The 16972-nt window shown below is 70.4% G+C and carries 16 protein-coding genes; 6 read left to right on the forward strand and 10 right to left on the reverse strand.

Annotated elements, in window-relative coordinates; genetic code table 11:
* Positions 1-13: 13 nt before the first annotated feature.
* Positions 14-604: a Uma2 family endonuclease gene (locus tag ACSP50_RS35690; RefSeq protein WP_014694194.1), complete on the reverse strand. Its 591-nt coding sequence runs from the start codon at positions 602-604 to the stop codon at positions 14-16.
* On the opposite strand from ACSP50_RS35690, the gene ACSP50_RS35695 reads away from it, so the two are divergent.
* Positions 603-1541, forward strand: coding sequence for a YhjD/YihY/BrkB family envelope integrity protein (locus ACSP50_RS35695; protein ID WP_080128130.1), 939 nt, complete (start codon positions 603-605; stop codon positions 1539-1541). The two genes, ACSP50_RS35690 and ACSP50_RS35695, sit on opposite strands and share 2 nt — an antisense overlap.
* Before the next feature lie 20 nt (positions 1542-1561).
* Positions 1562-3130, forward strand: coding sequence for an NAD(P)/FAD-dependent oxidoreductase (locus tag ACSP50_RS35700; protein ID WP_014694196.1), 1569 nt, complete (start codon positions 1562-1564; stop codon positions 3128-3130).
* Positions 3131-3199: 69 nt separating this feature from the next.
* On the opposite strand, the gene ACSP50_RS35705 is transcribed toward ACSP50_RS35700, so the two are convergent.
* Positions 3200-4762 (reverse strand): Rieske 2Fe-2S domain-containing protein, encoded by a 1563-nt coding sequence (locus ACSP50_RS35705; protein ID WP_014694197.1) that lies wholly within the window; start codon positions 4760-4762, stop codon positions 3200-3202.
* 137 nt (positions 4763-4899) lie between these two features.
* Here ACSP50_RS35705 and ACSP50_RS35710 point away from each other — a divergent pair, with 137 nt between their 5' ends.
* Positions 4900-5136, forward strand: a complete 237-nt coding sequence (locus tag ACSP50_RS35710) for a DUF2631 domain-containing protein (RefSeq protein ID WP_014694198.1) — start codon at positions 4900-4902, stop codon at positions 5134-5136.
* A gap of 155 nt (positions 5137-5291) precedes the next feature.
* On the opposite strand, the gene ACSP50_RS35715 is transcribed toward ACSP50_RS35710, so the two are convergent.
* From ACSP50_RS35715 to rpsB, 7 genes are all read right to left on the reverse strand, one after another.
* Positions 5292-6575, reverse strand: coding sequence for a DivIVA domain-containing protein (locus tag ACSP50_RS35715; protein ID WP_014694199.1), 1284 nt, complete (start codon positions 6573-6575; stop codon positions 5292-5294).
* Positions 6576-6612: 37 nt separating this feature from the next.
* Positions 6613-7791: a 23S rRNA (adenine(2503)-C(2))-methyltransferase RlmN gene (gene rlmN, locus ACSP50_RS35720; RefSeq protein WP_014694200.1), complete on the reverse strand. Its 1179-nt coding sequence runs from the start codon at positions 7789-7791 to the stop codon at positions 6613-6615.
* A gap of 43 nt (positions 7792-7834) precedes the next feature.
* Positions 7835-8857, reverse strand: coding sequence for a phosphatidate cytidylyltransferase (locus ACSP50_RS35725; RefSeq protein ID WP_014694201.1), 1023 nt, complete (start codon positions 8855-8857; stop codon positions 7835-7837).
* On the reverse strand, positions 8857-9414 hold the full coding sequence (gene frr / locus ACSP50_RS35730; protein WP_014694202.1) for a ribosome recycling factor: 558 nt from the start codon (positions 9412-9414) through the stop codon (positions 8857-8859). The genes ACSP50_RS35725 and frr overlap by 1 nt, the downstream gene beginning before the upstream one ends.
* A gap of 81 nt (positions 9415-9495) precedes the next feature.
* Positions 9496-10248, reverse strand: a complete 753-nt coding sequence (pyrH, locus tag ACSP50_RS35735; RefSeq protein WP_172898922.1) for a UMP kinase — start codon at positions 10246-10248, stop codon at positions 9496-9498.
* 108 nt (positions 10249-10356) lie between these two features.
* A complete protein-coding gene (gene tsf / locus ACSP50_RS35740; protein WP_014694204.1) occupies positions 10357-11187 on the reverse strand; it encodes a translation elongation factor Ts in 831 nt (276 codons plus the stop codon).
* Between the two features lie 76 nt (positions 11188-11263).
* Complete coding sequence (gene rpsB / locus ACSP50_RS35745) at positions 11264-12157, reverse strand: 30S ribosomal protein S2 (protein WP_014694205.1); 894 nt, start codon at positions 12155-12157, stop codon at positions 11264-11266.
* Between the two features lie 351 nt (positions 12158-12508).
* On the opposite strand from rpsB, the gene ACSP50_RS35750 reads away from it, so the two are divergent.
* From ACSP50_RS35750 to ACSP50_RS35760, 3 genes are read left to right on the forward strand one after another with little or no spacing between them, the layout of a single operon-like run.
* Positions 12509-12868 carry a YraN family protein gene (locus ACSP50_RS35750; protein WP_014694206.1) on the forward strand — a complete coding sequence of 120 codons (360 nt, stop codon included), beginning with the start codon at positions 12509-12511 and terminating at the stop codon, positions 12866-12868.
* Positions 12868-14403, forward strand: coding sequence for a YifB family Mg chelatase-like AAA ATPase (locus ACSP50_RS35755; RefSeq protein ID WP_014694207.1), 1536 nt, complete (start codon positions 12868-12870; stop codon positions 14401-14403). Before ACSP50_RS35750 ends, ACSP50_RS35755 begins: the two co-directional genes overlap by 1 nt.
* Entirely contained in the window at positions 14400-15575 is a 1176-nt protein-coding gene (locus tag ACSP50_RS35760) for a DNA-processing protein DprA (protein WP_014694208.1), read from the forward strand. The genes ACSP50_RS35755 and ACSP50_RS35760 overlap by 4 nt, the downstream gene beginning before the upstream one ends.
* Before the next feature lie 242 nt (positions 15576-15817).
* Here ACSP50_RS35760 and ACSP50_RS35765 read toward each other — a convergent pair whose 3' ends face one another.
* The gene (locus ACSP50_RS35765; protein WP_014694209.1) at positions 15818-16003 is read right to left on the reverse strand and encodes a hypothetical protein; all 186 of its coding nucleotides are present in this window, start codon (positions 16001-16003) and stop codon (positions 15818-15820) included.
* Positions 16004-16972 lie beyond the last annotated feature (969 nt).

Consider the following 16972-nt stretch of genomic DNA (forward strand, 5'->3'; position numbering starts at 1 on the left):
CCGGCACCTGCACTCAGTCCTGCTCGCCGAGCAACTCCTCCGGATCGACGGCGAACGGGAACGGCTCGCGCATCTCGAAGGTGCCGCCCGCGGCGGCCGCCGCCACCGGTTGATACTCCCCGTCGGCCAGCTCGTGCAGGACCAGTGCCGGCACCCGATTCCGGAAGTCGATGCGCAAAAAGTAGGGCACCCCGGCGGCCGCGTACTCCCGCGGGCGGTCGACCACGTCTTTTCGCCGGTTCCCGGTCGACACGATCTCGCCGAGGAGAACCGCCTCCGCGATCGGCATGGTGGTCTTCCCACCCCCGGATCGGCGCAGTACCACCAGGTCCGGGATGAACAGGTCGTCTCCGGAGACGATGTTGACCTCGGCGTAGACCCACAATCCGGCTTTCCGAGCGGCCTGTTTCATCCGGTAGGCCAGCTCGAGCTGGACATCCTGGTGGTCATATCGGGCATGAGGGGTCACCACCACGCTCCCGCGAAAGACTTCGACCTTGGGACCGTTGGCCTCGGGCAGCAGGTCAACGGCCATCTGGGCGGTCCAGGGCTGGTTCAGCTTGCCGAGGATGTCGAATGACTGCTCAGGCGCGGGCATGGCCATGGATCCACCTCCGGGAGGCATTCTGCCGGGCTCAGCCTACCGTCGCGTGCCTCGTCCACCCGCCTGTGGACAACCCCGGACGGTGGATTCGGGGGCGCGGCTGGGTAGTTGGCTTGGTGTGCGGATCAAGGTGCCTTCCTTCCGGCTGCTGCGGGGGCGCGACCTCGCGCTGCACGCCGCCGCGGTCACCTTCTACAGCGGCATCGCGGTGGTCCCGATCGCGCTGCTCGGGATCTGGCTGACCAGCCTGATCGCCGGCGCCGACCGGATCCGGCGGCTGACCGGCCGGACCATCGCCGCCCTGCCCGGCGAGATCGGCGCGCCGCGGGCGTTGGCCGCCCTGATCGACGCCGGGCTGCACCTGACCCCGATGCTGGCACTGGCCAGCCTGCTGCCGGCCACCCTGTACGGCGAGGGCCTGCGCCGCGCGTTCGTCTCGATCTACCGGCACACCGGTGAGTCGCTGGTCGGCTGGCGCGGCCGCCTGCTCTGGCTGCCCCTGCTGGCCGCCACGCCGGCGCTGCTGCTGGGACTCTTCCTGGCGCTGCCGATCACCAGCGCGTTGTGGGTGCGCGGGGGCTGGTGGTCGGTGCTCGGCGTGGTGCTCTCCTTCCTCGCCGTCTGGCTGCTGTTGACGCCGGTGGTGGTCTGGGTCTTCCGGTACGTCGCGCCGGGCCGCCCGCCGTGGCTGCCGACCGTCCTGATCGGCTCGTTCACGGCCGCGAACCTGTCCGGGTTCCTGCACGGGTTCGTGCTGTTCTGCTCGCTGCCGCTGAATCTGGGCACGCCGTTCGGAGGGTTCGACGCGATCGGCGGGACGGTCGCGGTCGGCCTGTGGCTCTACGTGTTCCACACGATCGTTCTTGTCGGATTCGCGGCAACGCACGCCGTCAAGCCACATTTAACGGACGAATCACCGAGGGCGGACGTCACCTGAGCGAGGTACCGTCGCTCGGCATGACCCCCATTCCCGACCGCGCCGACGTGGTGATCATCGGATCCGGTCACAACGGCCTGGTCTCGGCGATCCTGCTGGCCCGCGCCGGGCTCGACGTCGTCGTGCTCGAGGCGGCCGGGGTGCTCGGCGGCGCGACCCGCACCGAGCACCCGTTCCCCCGCGTGCCCGGCCTCGGCCAGTCCACCGGTTCGTACCTTCTCGGCCTGATGCCGCCCGAGCTGCTGCGCAAGCTCGACGTCGACATCCCGATGCTGCGCCGCGACCCGCACTACTTCCTGCCCACCCCGGGCCCGGCCGGCTCGCCGCACCTGCTGTTCGGCCGCGACCGGGACGCCACCCGGCAGCAGCTGGAGACGTTCTTCTCGCCCCGCGACGCGGCCGCCGACGAGGCGATGGCGGTGGAGATCGCCGCGCTGCGCGCCGACCTGGCGCCGTCCTGGCTGGAGGAGCCGGGCAGCGTCGAGCAGATCGCCGACCGGCACATCCGCCCGCAGCTGCAGAGCACCTTCCTCGACCTGGTCCGCGGCTCGGTCGCCGACTACCTGGCCCGATTCGGCTTCAAGAGCGAATTGCTGACCAGCATGTACGCGGTGACCGACGGCCTGTCCGGTCTCACCGCCGGCCCGGACGACCCCGGGACCGGGCACAACTTCCTGGTGCACAACATGTGCCGGCTCCCGGGCGCGGACAGCACCTGGATGATCGCCGAGGGGGGCATGGGCACCGTCGCCCGGGTCTTCGCCGACGCGGCCCGGGCGGCCGGCGCCCGGCTGTTCACCGACGCCGCGGTGACCTCGGTGACGATCGACGGCGGTGCGGCCAGCGGGGTGGTCCTCGCCGACGGGCGCGAGGTCCGCGCCCGGGCCGTCCTCGGCAGCTGCGACCCGTACCGGCTGATGTCGCTGGTCCCGGCCGGCACGCTACCGGCCCCGCTGGTCGAGCACCTGGAGTCGGTGCGCCGGCCGGGCACCACGCTCAAGGTCAACCTCGCGCTGCGGGACCTGCCGCGGTTCAGCTGCCTGCCGGAGGGCGCGCCGTCGCCGTTCGGCTCCACGATCCACCTGCTGCCCGGCGCCGGCGACTCGCCGATGGCCGCGCTGCGGGACATGTGGGCGCAGGTGCAGGCCGGTCGCCTGCCCGACGAGCCGACCATCGAGTGGTACGTGCACACCACGGTCGACCCGTCGCTGCGGGACGAGGCGGGACACCATTCGTCCGCGCTTTTCGTCCAGTCGGTGCCGTTCCAGCCGGCCGGATCGTCCTGGGAGGCCGAGCTGCCCGGCTACATCGATCGCCTGCTGGCGATCTGCGACCGGTACGCGCCGGGCACGTCCGACCTGGTCGCCGACGTGTTCCCGCTCACCCCACCGGGCATCGAGCAGCACTTCGGGATCACCGGCGGGCACATCCACCACCTCGACAACACTGTCGCCTTCGACCGGCGCATGCCGTATTTCACCGGCGTCGACGGCCTTTACGCCGGCTCGGCCGGCACCCACCCGGCGGGCAGTGTGATCGGCGCCGCCGGCCACAACGCCGCTGTGCGTCTGCTCCAAGACCTTCAATAGCCGATTGCGGGGGTACGACGTGAGCACCGTTGCCGTGGCGGCGGAGCCCACGTCGTACCGCCGATCCTGTTATTGATCCTGGGTTTTGTGCGCCCGGATCTTGTGGCCGACGCCGGTCAGGCAGCGGCCGCTGGGCAGGTCGAACTTCCAGCCGTGCAGCTGGCAGGTGAGCACGTCACCCTCGACGATGCCGAAGCGGGACAGGTCGGCCTTGAGATGCGGGCAGCGGCGCTGCACGGTCCAGTCGCCGAACTGGATGTCCTCGGCGTCGACCGCCTTCTCGTGCTCGTCGTACCAGCCCTCGGCGTACTGCAGGCGCTCCTCGGAGAGGCACTTGAAGAACGCGTAGACGAATTCGTTGTACTGCCCGATCCGGGCCGCGGAGAAGCGGCAGGACAGGAACAGCGAGTTGACCCAGTCGCCCTCGTCGATGTGGATCAGGTGCTCGATGAGCGCGCGGCCGGTCTTGAAGCGATACCGGACCTTCTCGTCGGCGTACTGCCGGACCTGCTTGCCGGGGAAGTCGACGACGATCGACTCGACCACCTCGCCGTCCGGGCCGAACGAGTCGGTCAGGTCGAACCGGACCGGGCCGCCGACCCCGTTCGCCATGTAGAGCGACTCCTCGAGCAGCGGCTCGATCCGCTTCTTCATCGCGCCCAGGACGTCGATCTCCGGGTGCCGCCAGGACGCCTTCTCCGCCTCGATGATCGGGGCCTTGCGGGCCCGCATCTCCTCCAGGTGGGCGGTCTTGTTCGCGAAGAACTCGTCGACCGGAACCGGGTGCTCGGTGGTCGCCGTGCCGGTCGCGGTGATCTCGCTGACGCTGCCGGGCAGCAGGACGATGCCGTTGGTGCCGCCGACCTTCGCGTACTCCTCCAGGAAGACCGCCTGGTCGGGGAAGATGTTGCCCTCGTCGCCGTGGATGTCGTTGAACTGCCACAGCGTGTCGTCGAGGAAGCACGGCGGGCCGGCGATCGGGAAGACGTGATCGGCCTTCAGGTCGTCGATGTAGCGCCAGGTCCGGTCGAACTGGCGCTCCCGCTTCTGCTTGCCGAACGCGGTCTTCGCGTTCTCCGGCAGCTCGTAGACCATCGGATACCAGATCGCGCCGGAGAACTGCAGCATGTGCGCGTGCACGTGGCCCAGCTCGGTGAACCGGACCAGGTCGGTGGGGCGGGCGTCGTTCTGGTTCAACACCCGGACGCCGTCGTACTCCACCCAGAGCGAGGAGTCGCCGATCGGGCCGTCGGTCGGGCTGATCAGCGCCTGGATCATCACCTTGAGGCCGCCGTCGAGCTCGTGCACCTCGTCCGACTTCGTCCGCAGGAAGCTGGTGAACCCGAGCGCCCGCAGCTCGTCCTCGAGCTGGCTGGTCGGGTACTCCGGGAGCAGGACGGTCGCCTTCTTGCTGACGAACCGCTTCAGGTGCTCGGCGTCGAAATGGTCCCGGTGCAGGTGCGAGATGTACAGGTAGTCGCAGTCGCCCAGCGTCTCCCAGTCCAGCTGCGAGTTGTCCGGAAACGGGAACCAAGAGGCGAAGTACGCCGGATTCACCCACGGATCGCACAGAATGCTGCCCGCGGCCGTGTCGATCCGCATGCTCGCATGGCCGGTGCCCGTGATCCGCACTTGTCGCTCCTCTGCTCGGCGGGTGTGTGACCGCATCGAAAGTACAGCCGGGTTGCCGGGTTCCGCCCGGCGACCCCGTGACAGACTGTGGGCGACGCTCAGATCATCGAGCTCAGTCATCGACGAGGAGGACCGACGTGTCGGCGTTGGAAGAACACGAGGACGTCTACGCTCCGGACCAGCTGAAGCCGACCAACCGCCGGCGCGCCCAGCGGGGCGCGATCATCTCGGCCGTGGTGCTGCTGATGTACTTCTGGGGCAACCAGGAGGGCAACACCGAGAAGGTGTGGCTCGTCGTGATCGCGGTGCTGCTCATCCTCGCCGTGATCGGCGACGCGGTGCTGCGCAAGACCGGTCTGCGCGCCAACGACTGACGTTCCGTGAACGGCGCGAGGGCCCTTTGTCAGGGCCCTCGCTCGTTATCGCCTTCTTTTACCTGCTTTTACTGTGCCGGCTCGTGCTCTCGCCGGTGCCAGGCCGTTCTTTCACCGGCGCCGGGCCGTTCTTTCACCGGCGCCGGGCGGTTCTTTCACCGGTGCCGGGTCAGGATGTCCTTGACCTCGCGCAGTGCGGCGTCGACCTCGGCCTCGAAGTAGCCGTTGGGTACCAGGCCGAACTGCAGCATGTCCAGCTCGCCCACGTTCACCGGCATCGGGCCCCGCCCGGTCATCGCCTGCAGGATGCCCTCGAACAGCCGGTCCACCTGCATCGGGTCGTAACCGCTGCCGAACCGTCGCGGCTGGAACGTGCGGCGCAACTGGTCGACGCGGTACAGCTCGCCACCCGGCTCGCCGATCGGCGGGCCGAGCTGCGGCTGCTGCGGCTGTCCGTACCCGCCGGGTGGGCCGCTCATCGGGGCACCCGACATCGGCGAACCCGGCATCCCGGCCGGAGGCTGCTGCATCGGGCCGCCACCCATCGGCGGGCCGGGCGGCATCGGCGGGCCGCCGTAGCCACCCCGCGGGTCCCGGTCCGGCATCCGGATCTCGGCGGTCATGTCGGTGCGGCCGTGCCGGCCCGGCTCGAAACCGGCATACGAGGTCGGCTCGTCGTAGCCGCCCTGGTCATAGCCCTGCGGGGCGCCGCGCTGCGGCAGCTGCGGCTGACCGCCGTAGGAGGTCGGCTCGTCGTAACGGCCGCCATACGGGTCGGGTTGCTGCATCTGCGGGCGCTGCGGCAGCTGCTGGCCACCCATCGGCGGCGGCATCATCCGGTCGTCGCGGATCGGGGCGGGCAGCCGCTCGGTCTGCGCCATGCCGGCGTTCATCCCGGGGTTGCCGTACTGCTGCTGGCCCATACCGGGGCCACCCGGGCCACCGGGACCACCGAACTGCGGACCGTTCGGCCCCGGCCCGCCCATGCCCGCACCGGCCATGCCACCGTTGCGGGACGGGGGACCGGACATCGCCGGCGGACCCGAAGGCTGACCGGCCGCGCCGGCCCGGTCGAAGCCACCGGTCCGGTCGAAACCGCCGGTGCGGTCCATCTCACCGCGGTCGAAGCCGCCGGTGCGGTCGGCGGTCAGGCCACTGCGCATCGAGTCACGCATCGGGTCGACCGGGCGGCCGCCCCGCTCCTCGAACTCGGCGAGCTGCCGCTCCACCCGGTCGAGGTGCAGGTCCACCTGCCACTCGTCGTAGCCGCCGAAGCGCACCCGGAAGACGACGTCGTGCACCTCCTGGGCGCCGACCGGCGGGCCGACCTGCTCACCGGCGAGGGTCGCCTCGACCCGGTCCAGGAAGGCGTCGACCTCGTCGACCTTGTAGCCCCGGCGCAGTGCGCGCCGCCGGAAACGCTGTCCCTGACTCGTCACAACGTCTCCCACTCCGCTCGCTGGGACGTCCGCCCAGTCACTGTGCCACCTCCGCGTCGGCTGCGACGCCCACTGCGCCCGCCTGCGTCAACTCCCCGGCGGCCAGCTGACCACAGGCGCCGTCGATCTCGCGGCCCCGGGTGTCGCGCACCGTGGCCGCCACGCCGGCCTCCCGCAGCCGCCGGACGAACTCCCGTTCGACCGGTTTCGGGCTGGCATCCCACTTGCTGCCCGGGGTGGGGTTGAGCGGGATGAGATTCACATGGGCCAGCTTGCCGTGCAGTAGGCGGCCAAGCAGGTCGGCACGCCAGGGTTGATCGTTTACGTCCCGGATCAGGGCGTACTCGATGGAGACCCGGCGACCGGTCTGCGCCGCGTAATCAAACGCGGCATCGAGCACCTCGGCCACCTTCCAACGCTGGTTGACGGGCACAAGCTCATCGCGCAGATCATCATCGGGGGCATGCAGTGACAGCGCAAGAGTCACGGAGAGCTGTTCGGCGATCAACCGGCGCATTGCGGGCACCAAACCCACCGTCGACACGGTGATGTGCCGTTGTGAGAGCCCGAGCCCCTCCGGAGCGGGGGCCGTCAGGCGGCGGACCGCCTCGATCACCCGGGGATAGTTGGCCAACGGCTCACCCATCCCCATGAAAACAACCCGGGACAGCCGGGGCGGCGAGCCGGTCACCGCGCCCGAGGCGGCCACCCCGGCAAGATAGACCACCTGGTCGACGATCTCGGCCACCGACAGGTTGCGGGTCAGACCCTGCTGGCCGGTGGCGCAGAACGGGCAGGCCATGCCACAGCCGGCCTGGCTCGACACGCAGGCGGTGACCCGGTCGGGATAACCCATCAGCACGCTCTCCACCAGCGAACCGTCGTGCAGGCGCCACAGCGTCTTGCGGGTGGCGCCGTCGTCGCAGGCCTGCTCGCGGACCGGGTGCAGCAGCGTGGGCAGCAGGCTGGCGGTGAGCTTGTCCCGGGTGGCCGACGGCAGGTCGGTCATCGCGGCGGCGTCACGCACCAGGCGGCCGAAGTAGTGGGTGGAGAGCTGCTTGGCCCGGAAGGCCGGCTCGCCGAGGTCGGCCATCGCGCTCTTGCGGGCGGCGAGGTCGAGGTCGGCGAGATGGCGCGGCGGCATGCTGGGGCGGCGGCGGGTGGTGACCGCGTCAGGCTGGTCGGGGCTGATCGGGATGACCGGAAGAATCGTCATGGCGTCTCCAGTCTCCCACGCGTCACGGGTAGGTCGCCCATGGCTAGTTCGGCGCGATGATCGCGAAGAGCAGGTAGGCCGTGGGCACCGCGAAGAGGATGGAGTCCAGCCGGTCCATCAGTCCGCCATGGCCGGGCAGCAGGTTGCTCATGTCCTTAATGCCGAGGTCACGCTTGAGCATCGACTCGGCCAGGTCGCCCAGCACCGCCACCACCGACAGCACCGCGCCGAACAGCAGGCCGTAGTACACCGGGACGTGCATCAGGAAGAACAGCAGGGCGCCGCTGCCGATCGCCGACGCGGTGATCGAACCGGCGAAGCCCTCCCAGGACTTCTTCGGGCTGATCTTCGGGGCCATCGGGTGCTTGCCGAGGAAGACGCCGGCGGCGTAACCACCCGTGTCGGAGAGCACCACGGCGACCACGGTGGCCAGCACCCGCCACTGGCCGTCGTCCTCCGGGCGGACCAGCATCGCCGCGAAGCTCAGCAGGAACGGCACGTAGACGGCGATCAGGACGATCGAGGTGAAGTCCCGCCGGACAGCCGCGACACCGTCGGCCAGGCGCCACAGCACCGCGGCGCCGATCGTGACGACCAGTCCCACGGTGAGCGCGTCGGCGCCCTCGTACCACGCCAGGCCGGTCATCACGGCGGTGCCGGCGATCAGCGGGATCACCGGCGGCCGGGCACCGGTCACCGACAGGGCGCGGCTGGTCTCCCAGACCCCGACGCCGGCGGCCAGGACCACCACGCCGAGCAGGGCCGGCGACCAGACCAGCAACGAGGCCAGGACGACCAGGCCCAGGCTCAGGCCGACCGCGATCGCGGCCGGCAGATTGCGACCGGCGCGGCTCTTGCCCTCCGGCTTGCGCCCCCGGCCGGCCCGGCGCTTGCCGGGCCCGCGCCGGGACTCGTCGTCACTGTTCATCGGGTCGGGCGCCTTCTCGTCCGCGTGGTTCATCGGGTCGGGCGCCCGCTCGTCCGCGTGCCAGGCGGGATTCTGGTACGCCGGCTCGGCGTAGGTGTCGCCGGAATTCTGCCCGGCACGCGGATCGAGGTAGGACATCAGACTTCGAGCAGCTCGGCTTCCTTGTGTTTGACCAGTTCGTCGACGACCGAGACGTACCGGTGCGTGGTGTCGTCGAGCTCCTTCTCGGCGCGACGGCCCTCATCCTCGCCGGTCTCGCCGTCCTTGACCAGCTTGTCGATCTGCTCCTTGGCCTTGCGGCGCACGTTGCGGATCGCCACCCGGCCCTCCTCGGCCTTGCCGCGGGCCACCTTGATCATGTCGCGGCGGCGCTCCTCGGTCATCTGCGGCAGGTGGATGCGCAGCTGGGTGCCCTCGTTGTTGGGGTTGACCCCGAGGTCCGAGTCACGGATGGCGCGCTCGATCGGGCCGAGCTGCGTGTTGTCGTACGGCTTGACGATGACCATCCGCGGCTCCGGGACGCCGACCGAGGCCATCTGGGTCACCGGCGTGGGCGCGCCGTAGTAGTCCACCAGGATCTTCGAGAACATCGCCGGGGTGGCCCGGCCGGTCCGGATGGCGGCGAACTCCTCCTTGGCGTGCTCGACCGCGCTGTCCATCTTCTCTTCTGCCTCGAAGAGGATTTCCTCGATCACCGGCTCTTCACGCCTCCTTGCTGTCTTCGGTGGTGCGGGATGTCGGGGTCGGCCGCTGGTTCACAGGGTGCTTCGCGCGCCTCAGGCGGTGATCAGCGTGCCGATCTTCTCGCCGGCGCACGCGCGCACGATGGTGTCGTCGCCGTCGGCGCCGAAGACCAGCATCGGAAGTTTGTTCTCCTCGCACAGGCTGAACGCGGCCTGGTCGGCCACCCGCAGCCCGCGCTGCAGGATCTCCTGGAAGGTGATGTTCTCCAGCTTGCGGGCGTCCGGATCGATCCGGGGATCGGCGGTGTACACCCCGTCGACGCCGTTCTTGCTCATCAGCACCATGTCGGCGTGGATCTCCAGCGCGCGCTGGGCGGTCACCGTGTCGGTGGAGAAGTACGGCATGCCGGCGCCGGCGCCGAAGATCACGACACGGCCCTTCTCCAGGTGCCGGATGGCGCGCAGCGGGATGTACGGCTCGGCGACCTGGGCCATGTGGATGGCCGTCTGGACCCGGGTCTCGATGCCCTCCTTCTCCAGGAAGTCCTGGAGGGCCAGGCAGTTCATCACCGTGCCCAGCATGCCCATGTAGTCGGCGCGGTTGCGGTCCATGCCGCGCTTCTGCAGCTCGGCGCCGCGGAAGAAATTGCCACCGCCGACCACCACGGCCACCTGGATGCCGCGCCGGTTCACCGTGGCGATCTGCTTGGCCAGCGCCTGCACGACGTCGGGGTCGACGCCGACCGCGCCGCCGCCGAACACCTCACCGGACAGCTTCAAAACGACCCGGCGCGGCCGCATGGCCGGCGGGTTCTCGTCGACCGTGGCGGACTGCTCGGTCACCATCGTCATGAGACCCGCCTTCCCTTCACTTTCTGCAGGAGACCTTATGCGACCGGGAGGCCGGACGCTCAATCGCGTACCCGACCTCCCGTGCCATGACGTTACGGAGCCTTACTCCTGGCCGACCTCGTACCGGACGAACCGGGTGAGCTCGATACCGGCCTCGGTGGCGATCTGCTTGACCGTCTTCTTGTTGTCGACGACCGAAGCCTGCTCCAGCAGGACGAAGTCCTTGAAGAAGGAGTTCACCCGGCCGTCGACGATCTTGGAGATCGCCTGCTCCGGCTTGCCCTCCTCGCGAGCGGTCTGCTCGGCGATCCGGCGCTCCGACTCGACGACCTCGGCCGGGACCTCCTCGCGGGTCAGGTACTTCGGCCGCATCGCGGTGATCTGCATGCCGATGCCGCGGGCGTCCGAATCGGCCGCCTCGTCGTCCTTGCCGGTGTACTGCACGAGGACGCCGACCTGCGGCGGCAGGTCCTGCGCCTTGCGGTGCAGGTAGACCGCGACGGTGCCGTCGAGGATCACGAAGCGGTTCAGGACGATCTTCTCACCGATCTTCGCGGCGTAGTCCTGAATCAGATCGGCGACGGTCTTGCCGTCCTCGATCGTGGCGGCCAGCAGCGCGGCGGCGTCCGCCACCTTGTTCTGCTCGCCGAACTCGACCAGACGCTGACCCAGCGCGACGAAGTCCGGGGTCTTGGCGACGAAGTCGGTCTCGCAGTTCAGCTCGAGCAGAGCCTTGCCCGCGTGGCTGACGATGCCGTTCGCCGCGGTGCGGCTGGCCCGCTTGCCGACGTCCTTCGCGCCCTTGATGCGCAGGAACTCGACGGCCTTGTCGAAGTCGCCCTCGGACTCCTCGAGCGCCTTCTTGCAGTCCATCATGCCGGCACCGGTGAGTTCGCGGAGCTTCTTCACGTCCGCGGCGGTGTAGTTAGCCATGACTCTTCTCTCGATGTCAGTCGGGAAATCGGCCGCCGCCGCGCGAACGGCGGCGGCCGGAAGCGTGTCGGTTGACTTACTCGGCGGGGACGGCGGCGACAACCGGCTCGGCAGCGGCCGGCTCGGCGGCGGCCGGCTCAGCAGCGGCCGGCTCGGTGGCGGCCTCGGCGGCCTTCTTGTCGCCACCCTCGTACAGGTCCCGCTCCCACTCCGGCAGCGGCTCGCCGGCCGCGACGGTGCCGGCCTCCGGCTTGGTGTCGGCGTCACCGCGGTGGCGGCCGGACCGGGCGATCAGACCGTCGGCGACCGCCGCGGCGATGACCTTGGTCAGCAGCTCGGCCGAGCGGATCGCGTCGTCGTTGCCCGGGATCGGGAAGTCGACCTCGTCCGGGTCACAGTTGGTGTCCAGCACCGCGATGACCGGGATGTTGAGCTTCCGGGCCTCGTCGACCGCGATGTGCTCCTTCTTGGTGTCCACGACCCAGATCGCCGACGGCACCTTGGTCATGTCACGCAGACCACCGAGGGTCTTGGTGAGCTTCTCCTTCTCGCGGGAGAGCTGGAGGGTCTCCTTCTTGGTGTAGCCGGCGGCGGTGCCGCTCAGGTCACCCAGGGCCTCGAGCTCCTTCATCCGCTGAAGGCGCTTGTACACGGTCTGGAAGTTGGTCAGCATGCCGCCGAGCCAACGGTGGTTCACGTACGGCTGGCCGACCCGCGTCGCCTGCTCGGCGATGGCCTCCTGCGCCTGCTTCTTGGTGCCGACGAAGAGGATGTGGCCACCCTCCGCGACGGTGTCCCGCACGTACGCGTAGGCCTTCTCGATGTAGTCGAGGGTCTGGCGCAGGTCGATGATGTAGATACCGTTGCGCTCGGTGAAGATGAAGCGCTTCATCTTCGGGTTCCAGCGCCGGGTCTGGTGCCCGAAGTGGACACCGCTCTCCAGCAGCTGACGCATGGTCACTACGGCCATGGTGGTGCTCCCTGATCTTCCCTGGTTGTCACACCCACCGGCGGTGGGTGTCCTGGCGCCCGGTCGGTGGCCGCAGTGGTGACCCGAAGATCATCGGGACCAGGGAGGGCCGCCGCCGCCGGCCGGCGCTAGGAACAGCGCTCGGAACCGCCGGAGGGCGCGCGAGGTCGACCGCGTGGGCGGTCGCCGGGGACCAGCATACGCCAAGCCGATTTTTCTCAGGCCACCGCCAGCCGGGCCGCGGACGGCGGTGCTTATCACACCGCGGCGGTGAGCGTGCCGTAATCCACACTTCCCCGCCGTCCACAGGCCGTCCGCGACGGTACCGCGAACTCTGTCACCGTCCGCGGCATGACGACTCAGCGACAGGCGATCGGGGCGTACGGCGAACGGCTCGCCGCCCGGTATCTGCAGAAACACGGGCTGGAGGTGCTCTTCCGCAACTGGCGGTGCGCCGACGGCGAGGTCGACCTGATCCTGCGGGACGGCGACACCCTGGTGTTCTGCGAGGTGAAGACCCGCCGCACCGCCACCTTCGGGCCACCCGCCGCCGCGGTCCACCCGCGCAAGGTACGCAAACTGCGCCAGCTCGCCGGGCGCTGGCTGGCCGAGTCCGGCGAGCACGCCCGGCAGATCCGCTTCGACGTGGTGGAGGTGTGCCCGCAGCGGCGCGGCGCCACCCGCGTCACCCACCTGAGGGCGGCGTTCTGATGAGCTACGCCCGGGTGCTCTGCGTCGGCCTGATCGGCGTCGCCGGCCGCCTCGTCGAGGTCGAGGCCGACCTCTCCCTCGGCCTGCCCGCCGTCGTCCTGACCGGCCTGCCCGACACCGCGCTGCACGAGGCCCGCGACCGGGTTCGCGCCGCCGTGGTGAACAGCGGCTGCGAGTGGCCCAACCGCCGGATCACCGTCAACCTGCTGCCGGCCGCCCTGCCCAAACACGGCAGCGGCTTCGATCTGGCCATCGCCGCCGCCCTGCTGGCCGGTGCCGGCGAGCTGCCACCCGGCCCGCTGGACCGGGTGGTGCTGCTCGGCGAACTCGGCCTCGACGGCGCGGTCCGCCCGGTCCGGGGCGTGCTGCCGATGGTCGCGGCCGCCGCCCAGGCCGGCATCACCAAGGTGATCGTGCCGCTCGGCAACGCCCGCGAGGCCACCGTGGTGCCCGGCGTCACCGTCCGCGCCGTCGACTCGCTGCGCCGCCTGGTCGACTTCGTCCGCGGCACCGGCCGCCTGCTCGAACCACCCCCGGAGTCCCCGCCCCCGGCCCGCACCGGCCCCGACCTGGCCGATGTCGCGGGCCAGCAGCTCGGCCGCTACGCCCTGGAGATCGCCGCCGCCGGTGGCCACCACCTGGCCCTGTTCGGCCCACCCGGCGCCGGCAAGACGATGCTCGCCGAACGCCTGCCGTCCCTGCTGCCCGCCCTCGGCGACGAGGCCGCCCTGGAGGTCACCGCCCTGCAGTCGATCGCCGGCGTGCTCCCCCCGGACAGCGGCCTGATCCGCCGCCCGCCCTACCAGTCCCCGCACCACAGCTCCAGCATGGCGTCCCTGATCGGCGGCGGCAGCGGCCTGGCCCGCCCCGGCGCGCTGTCCCTGGCCCACCGCGGCGTGCTCTTCCTCGACGAGGCCCCGGAGATAGCCCGGGCCACCCTGCAGGCGCTGCGCCAGCCGCTGGAGAGCGGCCGGGTGATCCTGGCCCGGGCCCGCGGCACCACCGAATACCCGGCCCAGGTCCAGCTGGTCCTCGCCGCCAACCCCTGCCCGTGCGCCACCACCGACCAGCGCTGTACCTGTAGCCCACAGATCCGGCGTCGCTATCTAGGGCGACTTTCCGGACCACTGCTGGACCGGGTGGACATCAAAGTTGACCTCCTACCGATGCGGGCAGCGCAGTTGGTCACCCAGGAATCCCCGGTCGAGTCGTCGGAGACCATCGCGGAACGAGTCCTTCGCGCCCGGAATGCGGCGGCAGAACGGTGGGCGGGCGACGGCTGGACAGTGAACGCCGAAGTACCAGGACCGGCCCTCCGGCGACAGCCATGGCTGTTGCCGGCACGGGACACCGCCGTGTTGAGAAAGGCGCTTGACCGCGGCACAGTTTCGGCGCGCGGCTTTGATCGAGTCCTTCGTTTGGCCTGGACAGTTGCCGATCTCGACGGGCGCGGTCGGCCGTCAACCGATGACGTGTCCGAGGCCTTGCAACTGCGGACCGGGGAGAACCTCGCAATCCGGGAGCAGTCGGCATGAGCGGGCCGGGGAGTGAGTCGGACCGGGTGGCGCGGGCGGCGCTGACCTGGCTGGCGGAGCCGGGGAACCGGGTGGTCTGGGAGATGGTTCAGCAGGCCGGGGCGCCGGTCGTGCTGGAGCGGCTGCTGGCTGGGGACATTCCCGACACGTCGCTGCGGTCGGCGGTTGCCGCGCGGTGCGGGGCCGGTGACGCCCGGCAGATCGCGGAGGAGAATGTCGAAGCGGCCGCGCGGATCGGTGCGCGGCTGGTCGTGCCGGCCGATCCGGAGTGGCCGGCCCGGGTCGACGCGCTGGCGACGCTGGAGATGGAGTCTCGGGGCCGGATCAATCGGGACACCCGGCCGCCGCTCTGCTTCTGGGTGCGCGGGGCGCCACCGCTCGGCGCGACGCTGGAACGCTCGGTCGCCGTCGTCGGGGCGCGGGCTTCGACGGGTTACGGCGTCCATGTGGCCGCCGACCTGGCGTACGGTCTCGCCGAACAGGGGTGGACCGTGGTGTCCGGCGGTGCGGTCGGCATCGACCTGGCCGCCCATCAGGGCACGCTCGCCGCCGGGGGCGTCACCGTGGCGGTGCTGGCCTGCGGGGTGGATCGGCCCTACCCGCTGTCCAACACGACGACGTTCACCCGGATCGCCGCGCACGGGCTGCTGGTCAGTGAGTGGCCGCCGGGTTCCGATCCGCTGCGTCACCGGTTCCTGATCCGGAACCGGGTCATCGCCGCGGCCACCGCCGGGACCGTGGTGGTCGAGGCCGCGGCCCGCAGCGGCGCGACACAGACGATGAGCCGGGTGATCGCGCTGGACCGGCCGGCGATGGTCGTTCCCGGCCCGGTGACCTCGACCATGTCGGTCGGCTGCCACGAACTGTTGCGCGGCAACCCGCAGGCACGGTTGGTCACCTGCGCCGCCGATGTGCTGGAAGAGGTCGGCCGGATCGGCGAGTTCCTGGAGCCCGCGCCACGCGGCCGGGAACGCGTCCGGGACCGGCTGGACGAGGAGTCGGCGCTCATCCTGGAGGCGCTGCCACGCCGCCGGGCGGCGACCCCGGAGGAGATCTCGGCGGAGGCCCGGCTGGATGTACGCACCGTGCTGCGACGCCTGTCCCTGCTCGAAGCCGCCGGCCTGGTGGTCCGGACCGAGGCGGGCATCACGCTGGCGACGAGGGGCGGGTAGTCACGTGGACTCACCCACTCGATCGACGGAATGCACACCGGTTCCGGCGGACGTTATGCCGGTTTCCTCCGCGCGGGCACCGCCGTCCACGGTGGACTTCGGCGGCTCCGATCCCGCCTCCCACCACCACTTACCCGCAAAAGATCCGGGCAGGTCGGCGGTCCGGCGAGGCAGCCGGTGTCCGCCGATCCGGATCGGCGGGCGCCCCGGCGACCGCCTCGATCCGGACGGCGCGGAGACGATCAGTCTTCGGATTCATCCAGGTCACGGCGATGAACCTTCATCCACGCCTCGACATCCTCGGTCAGCCAGACTTTGCCCTGAGCCAGATCCGCGACCGCCTTCGGAAAGTCCGCACGGCTGGTGATCTGGTACGCCCGCTGACGGCTCACGCCACCCAGGCGGATGCGAATCTCGTGTGCGCCCATGAGGCGGATCGGCTTCACTCCCACATGATCGACCGTAGGCGCGGGACAATTAGGCGTTCAGCATCTTGTCCGGAGACAGGTAGTCGTCAAGCCAGTACGATCGTCGCCATGACTAGACGTCGCACGACAAGTGGACAGGTTCCCGTTTCCCCACGTCATCGCCGTGACTGGCGCACCATGTGGCGTCGGTGCCGCTGCGGCCTACCCGCACCGTGCATCGATCGCCTGGTGCCGCCCCCGGTCCCACCCTTCCCGTTACGGACCTCCACCCCGAGCCGCCCCGAGCCTGCAAAATTCGACAATGTCCCACCCGACCGACAAAAGCCCCACCTTGCGGCGGCGCCCCGGCAGCGTCGGCCCTGCGACGAGCTTCGCCGCCCGGTGACCCACCACCCTGCTCCGGCAGATGATCACGCGAGCCGGAGCAGCCCGCTGACCGGCCATCCCGCTCCCGCGGACGGCCACGCAAGCCGGAGCAGCCCATCCATCCCCCGCCGTCCCGACCACCCGGCTACTCCCACCGCATCCGGCGGCCCCGGCGGGCACCATCCGACAGACGGCTCCGGCGGACATCACCTGGCCGACGGTTCCGGCTCGCACCACCTGACAGGCGGCTCCGGCGGCCATCACCTGGCCGAAGGCCCCACTCGTCGCCGCGCCTGCTTCCACAGCGACGCCGTTCGTGCGCGTTTTCCCGACGTCGTCGCTCCCGAGGTCTGGCAACGCCATCCGGACGACCGGGTGCACGCCGCCGACCAGCAAGTCCGCACCGACGACCGACAAACCGACATTGACGAGGGGCAGCCGTCGGTCGCGGTCGGACGCGCGGCGGTGCCACAACCGCGCCCACGGCACCCGGAGGCGAACGTGGGCCGCGCCGGAAACCTGACGCCCGGGCAGCGGTACCGCACGGTGTGCAACGACCCGTTCAAGAACCACATGCATCGCCGGCGAGGTGGCCGCTGAGCA

Source organism: Actinoplanes sp. SE50/110 (assembly GCF_900119315.1).
In the GTDB taxonomy this organism is placed as follows: Bacteria; Actinomycetota; Actinomycetes; order Mycobacteriales; family Micromonosporaceae; genus Actinoplanes.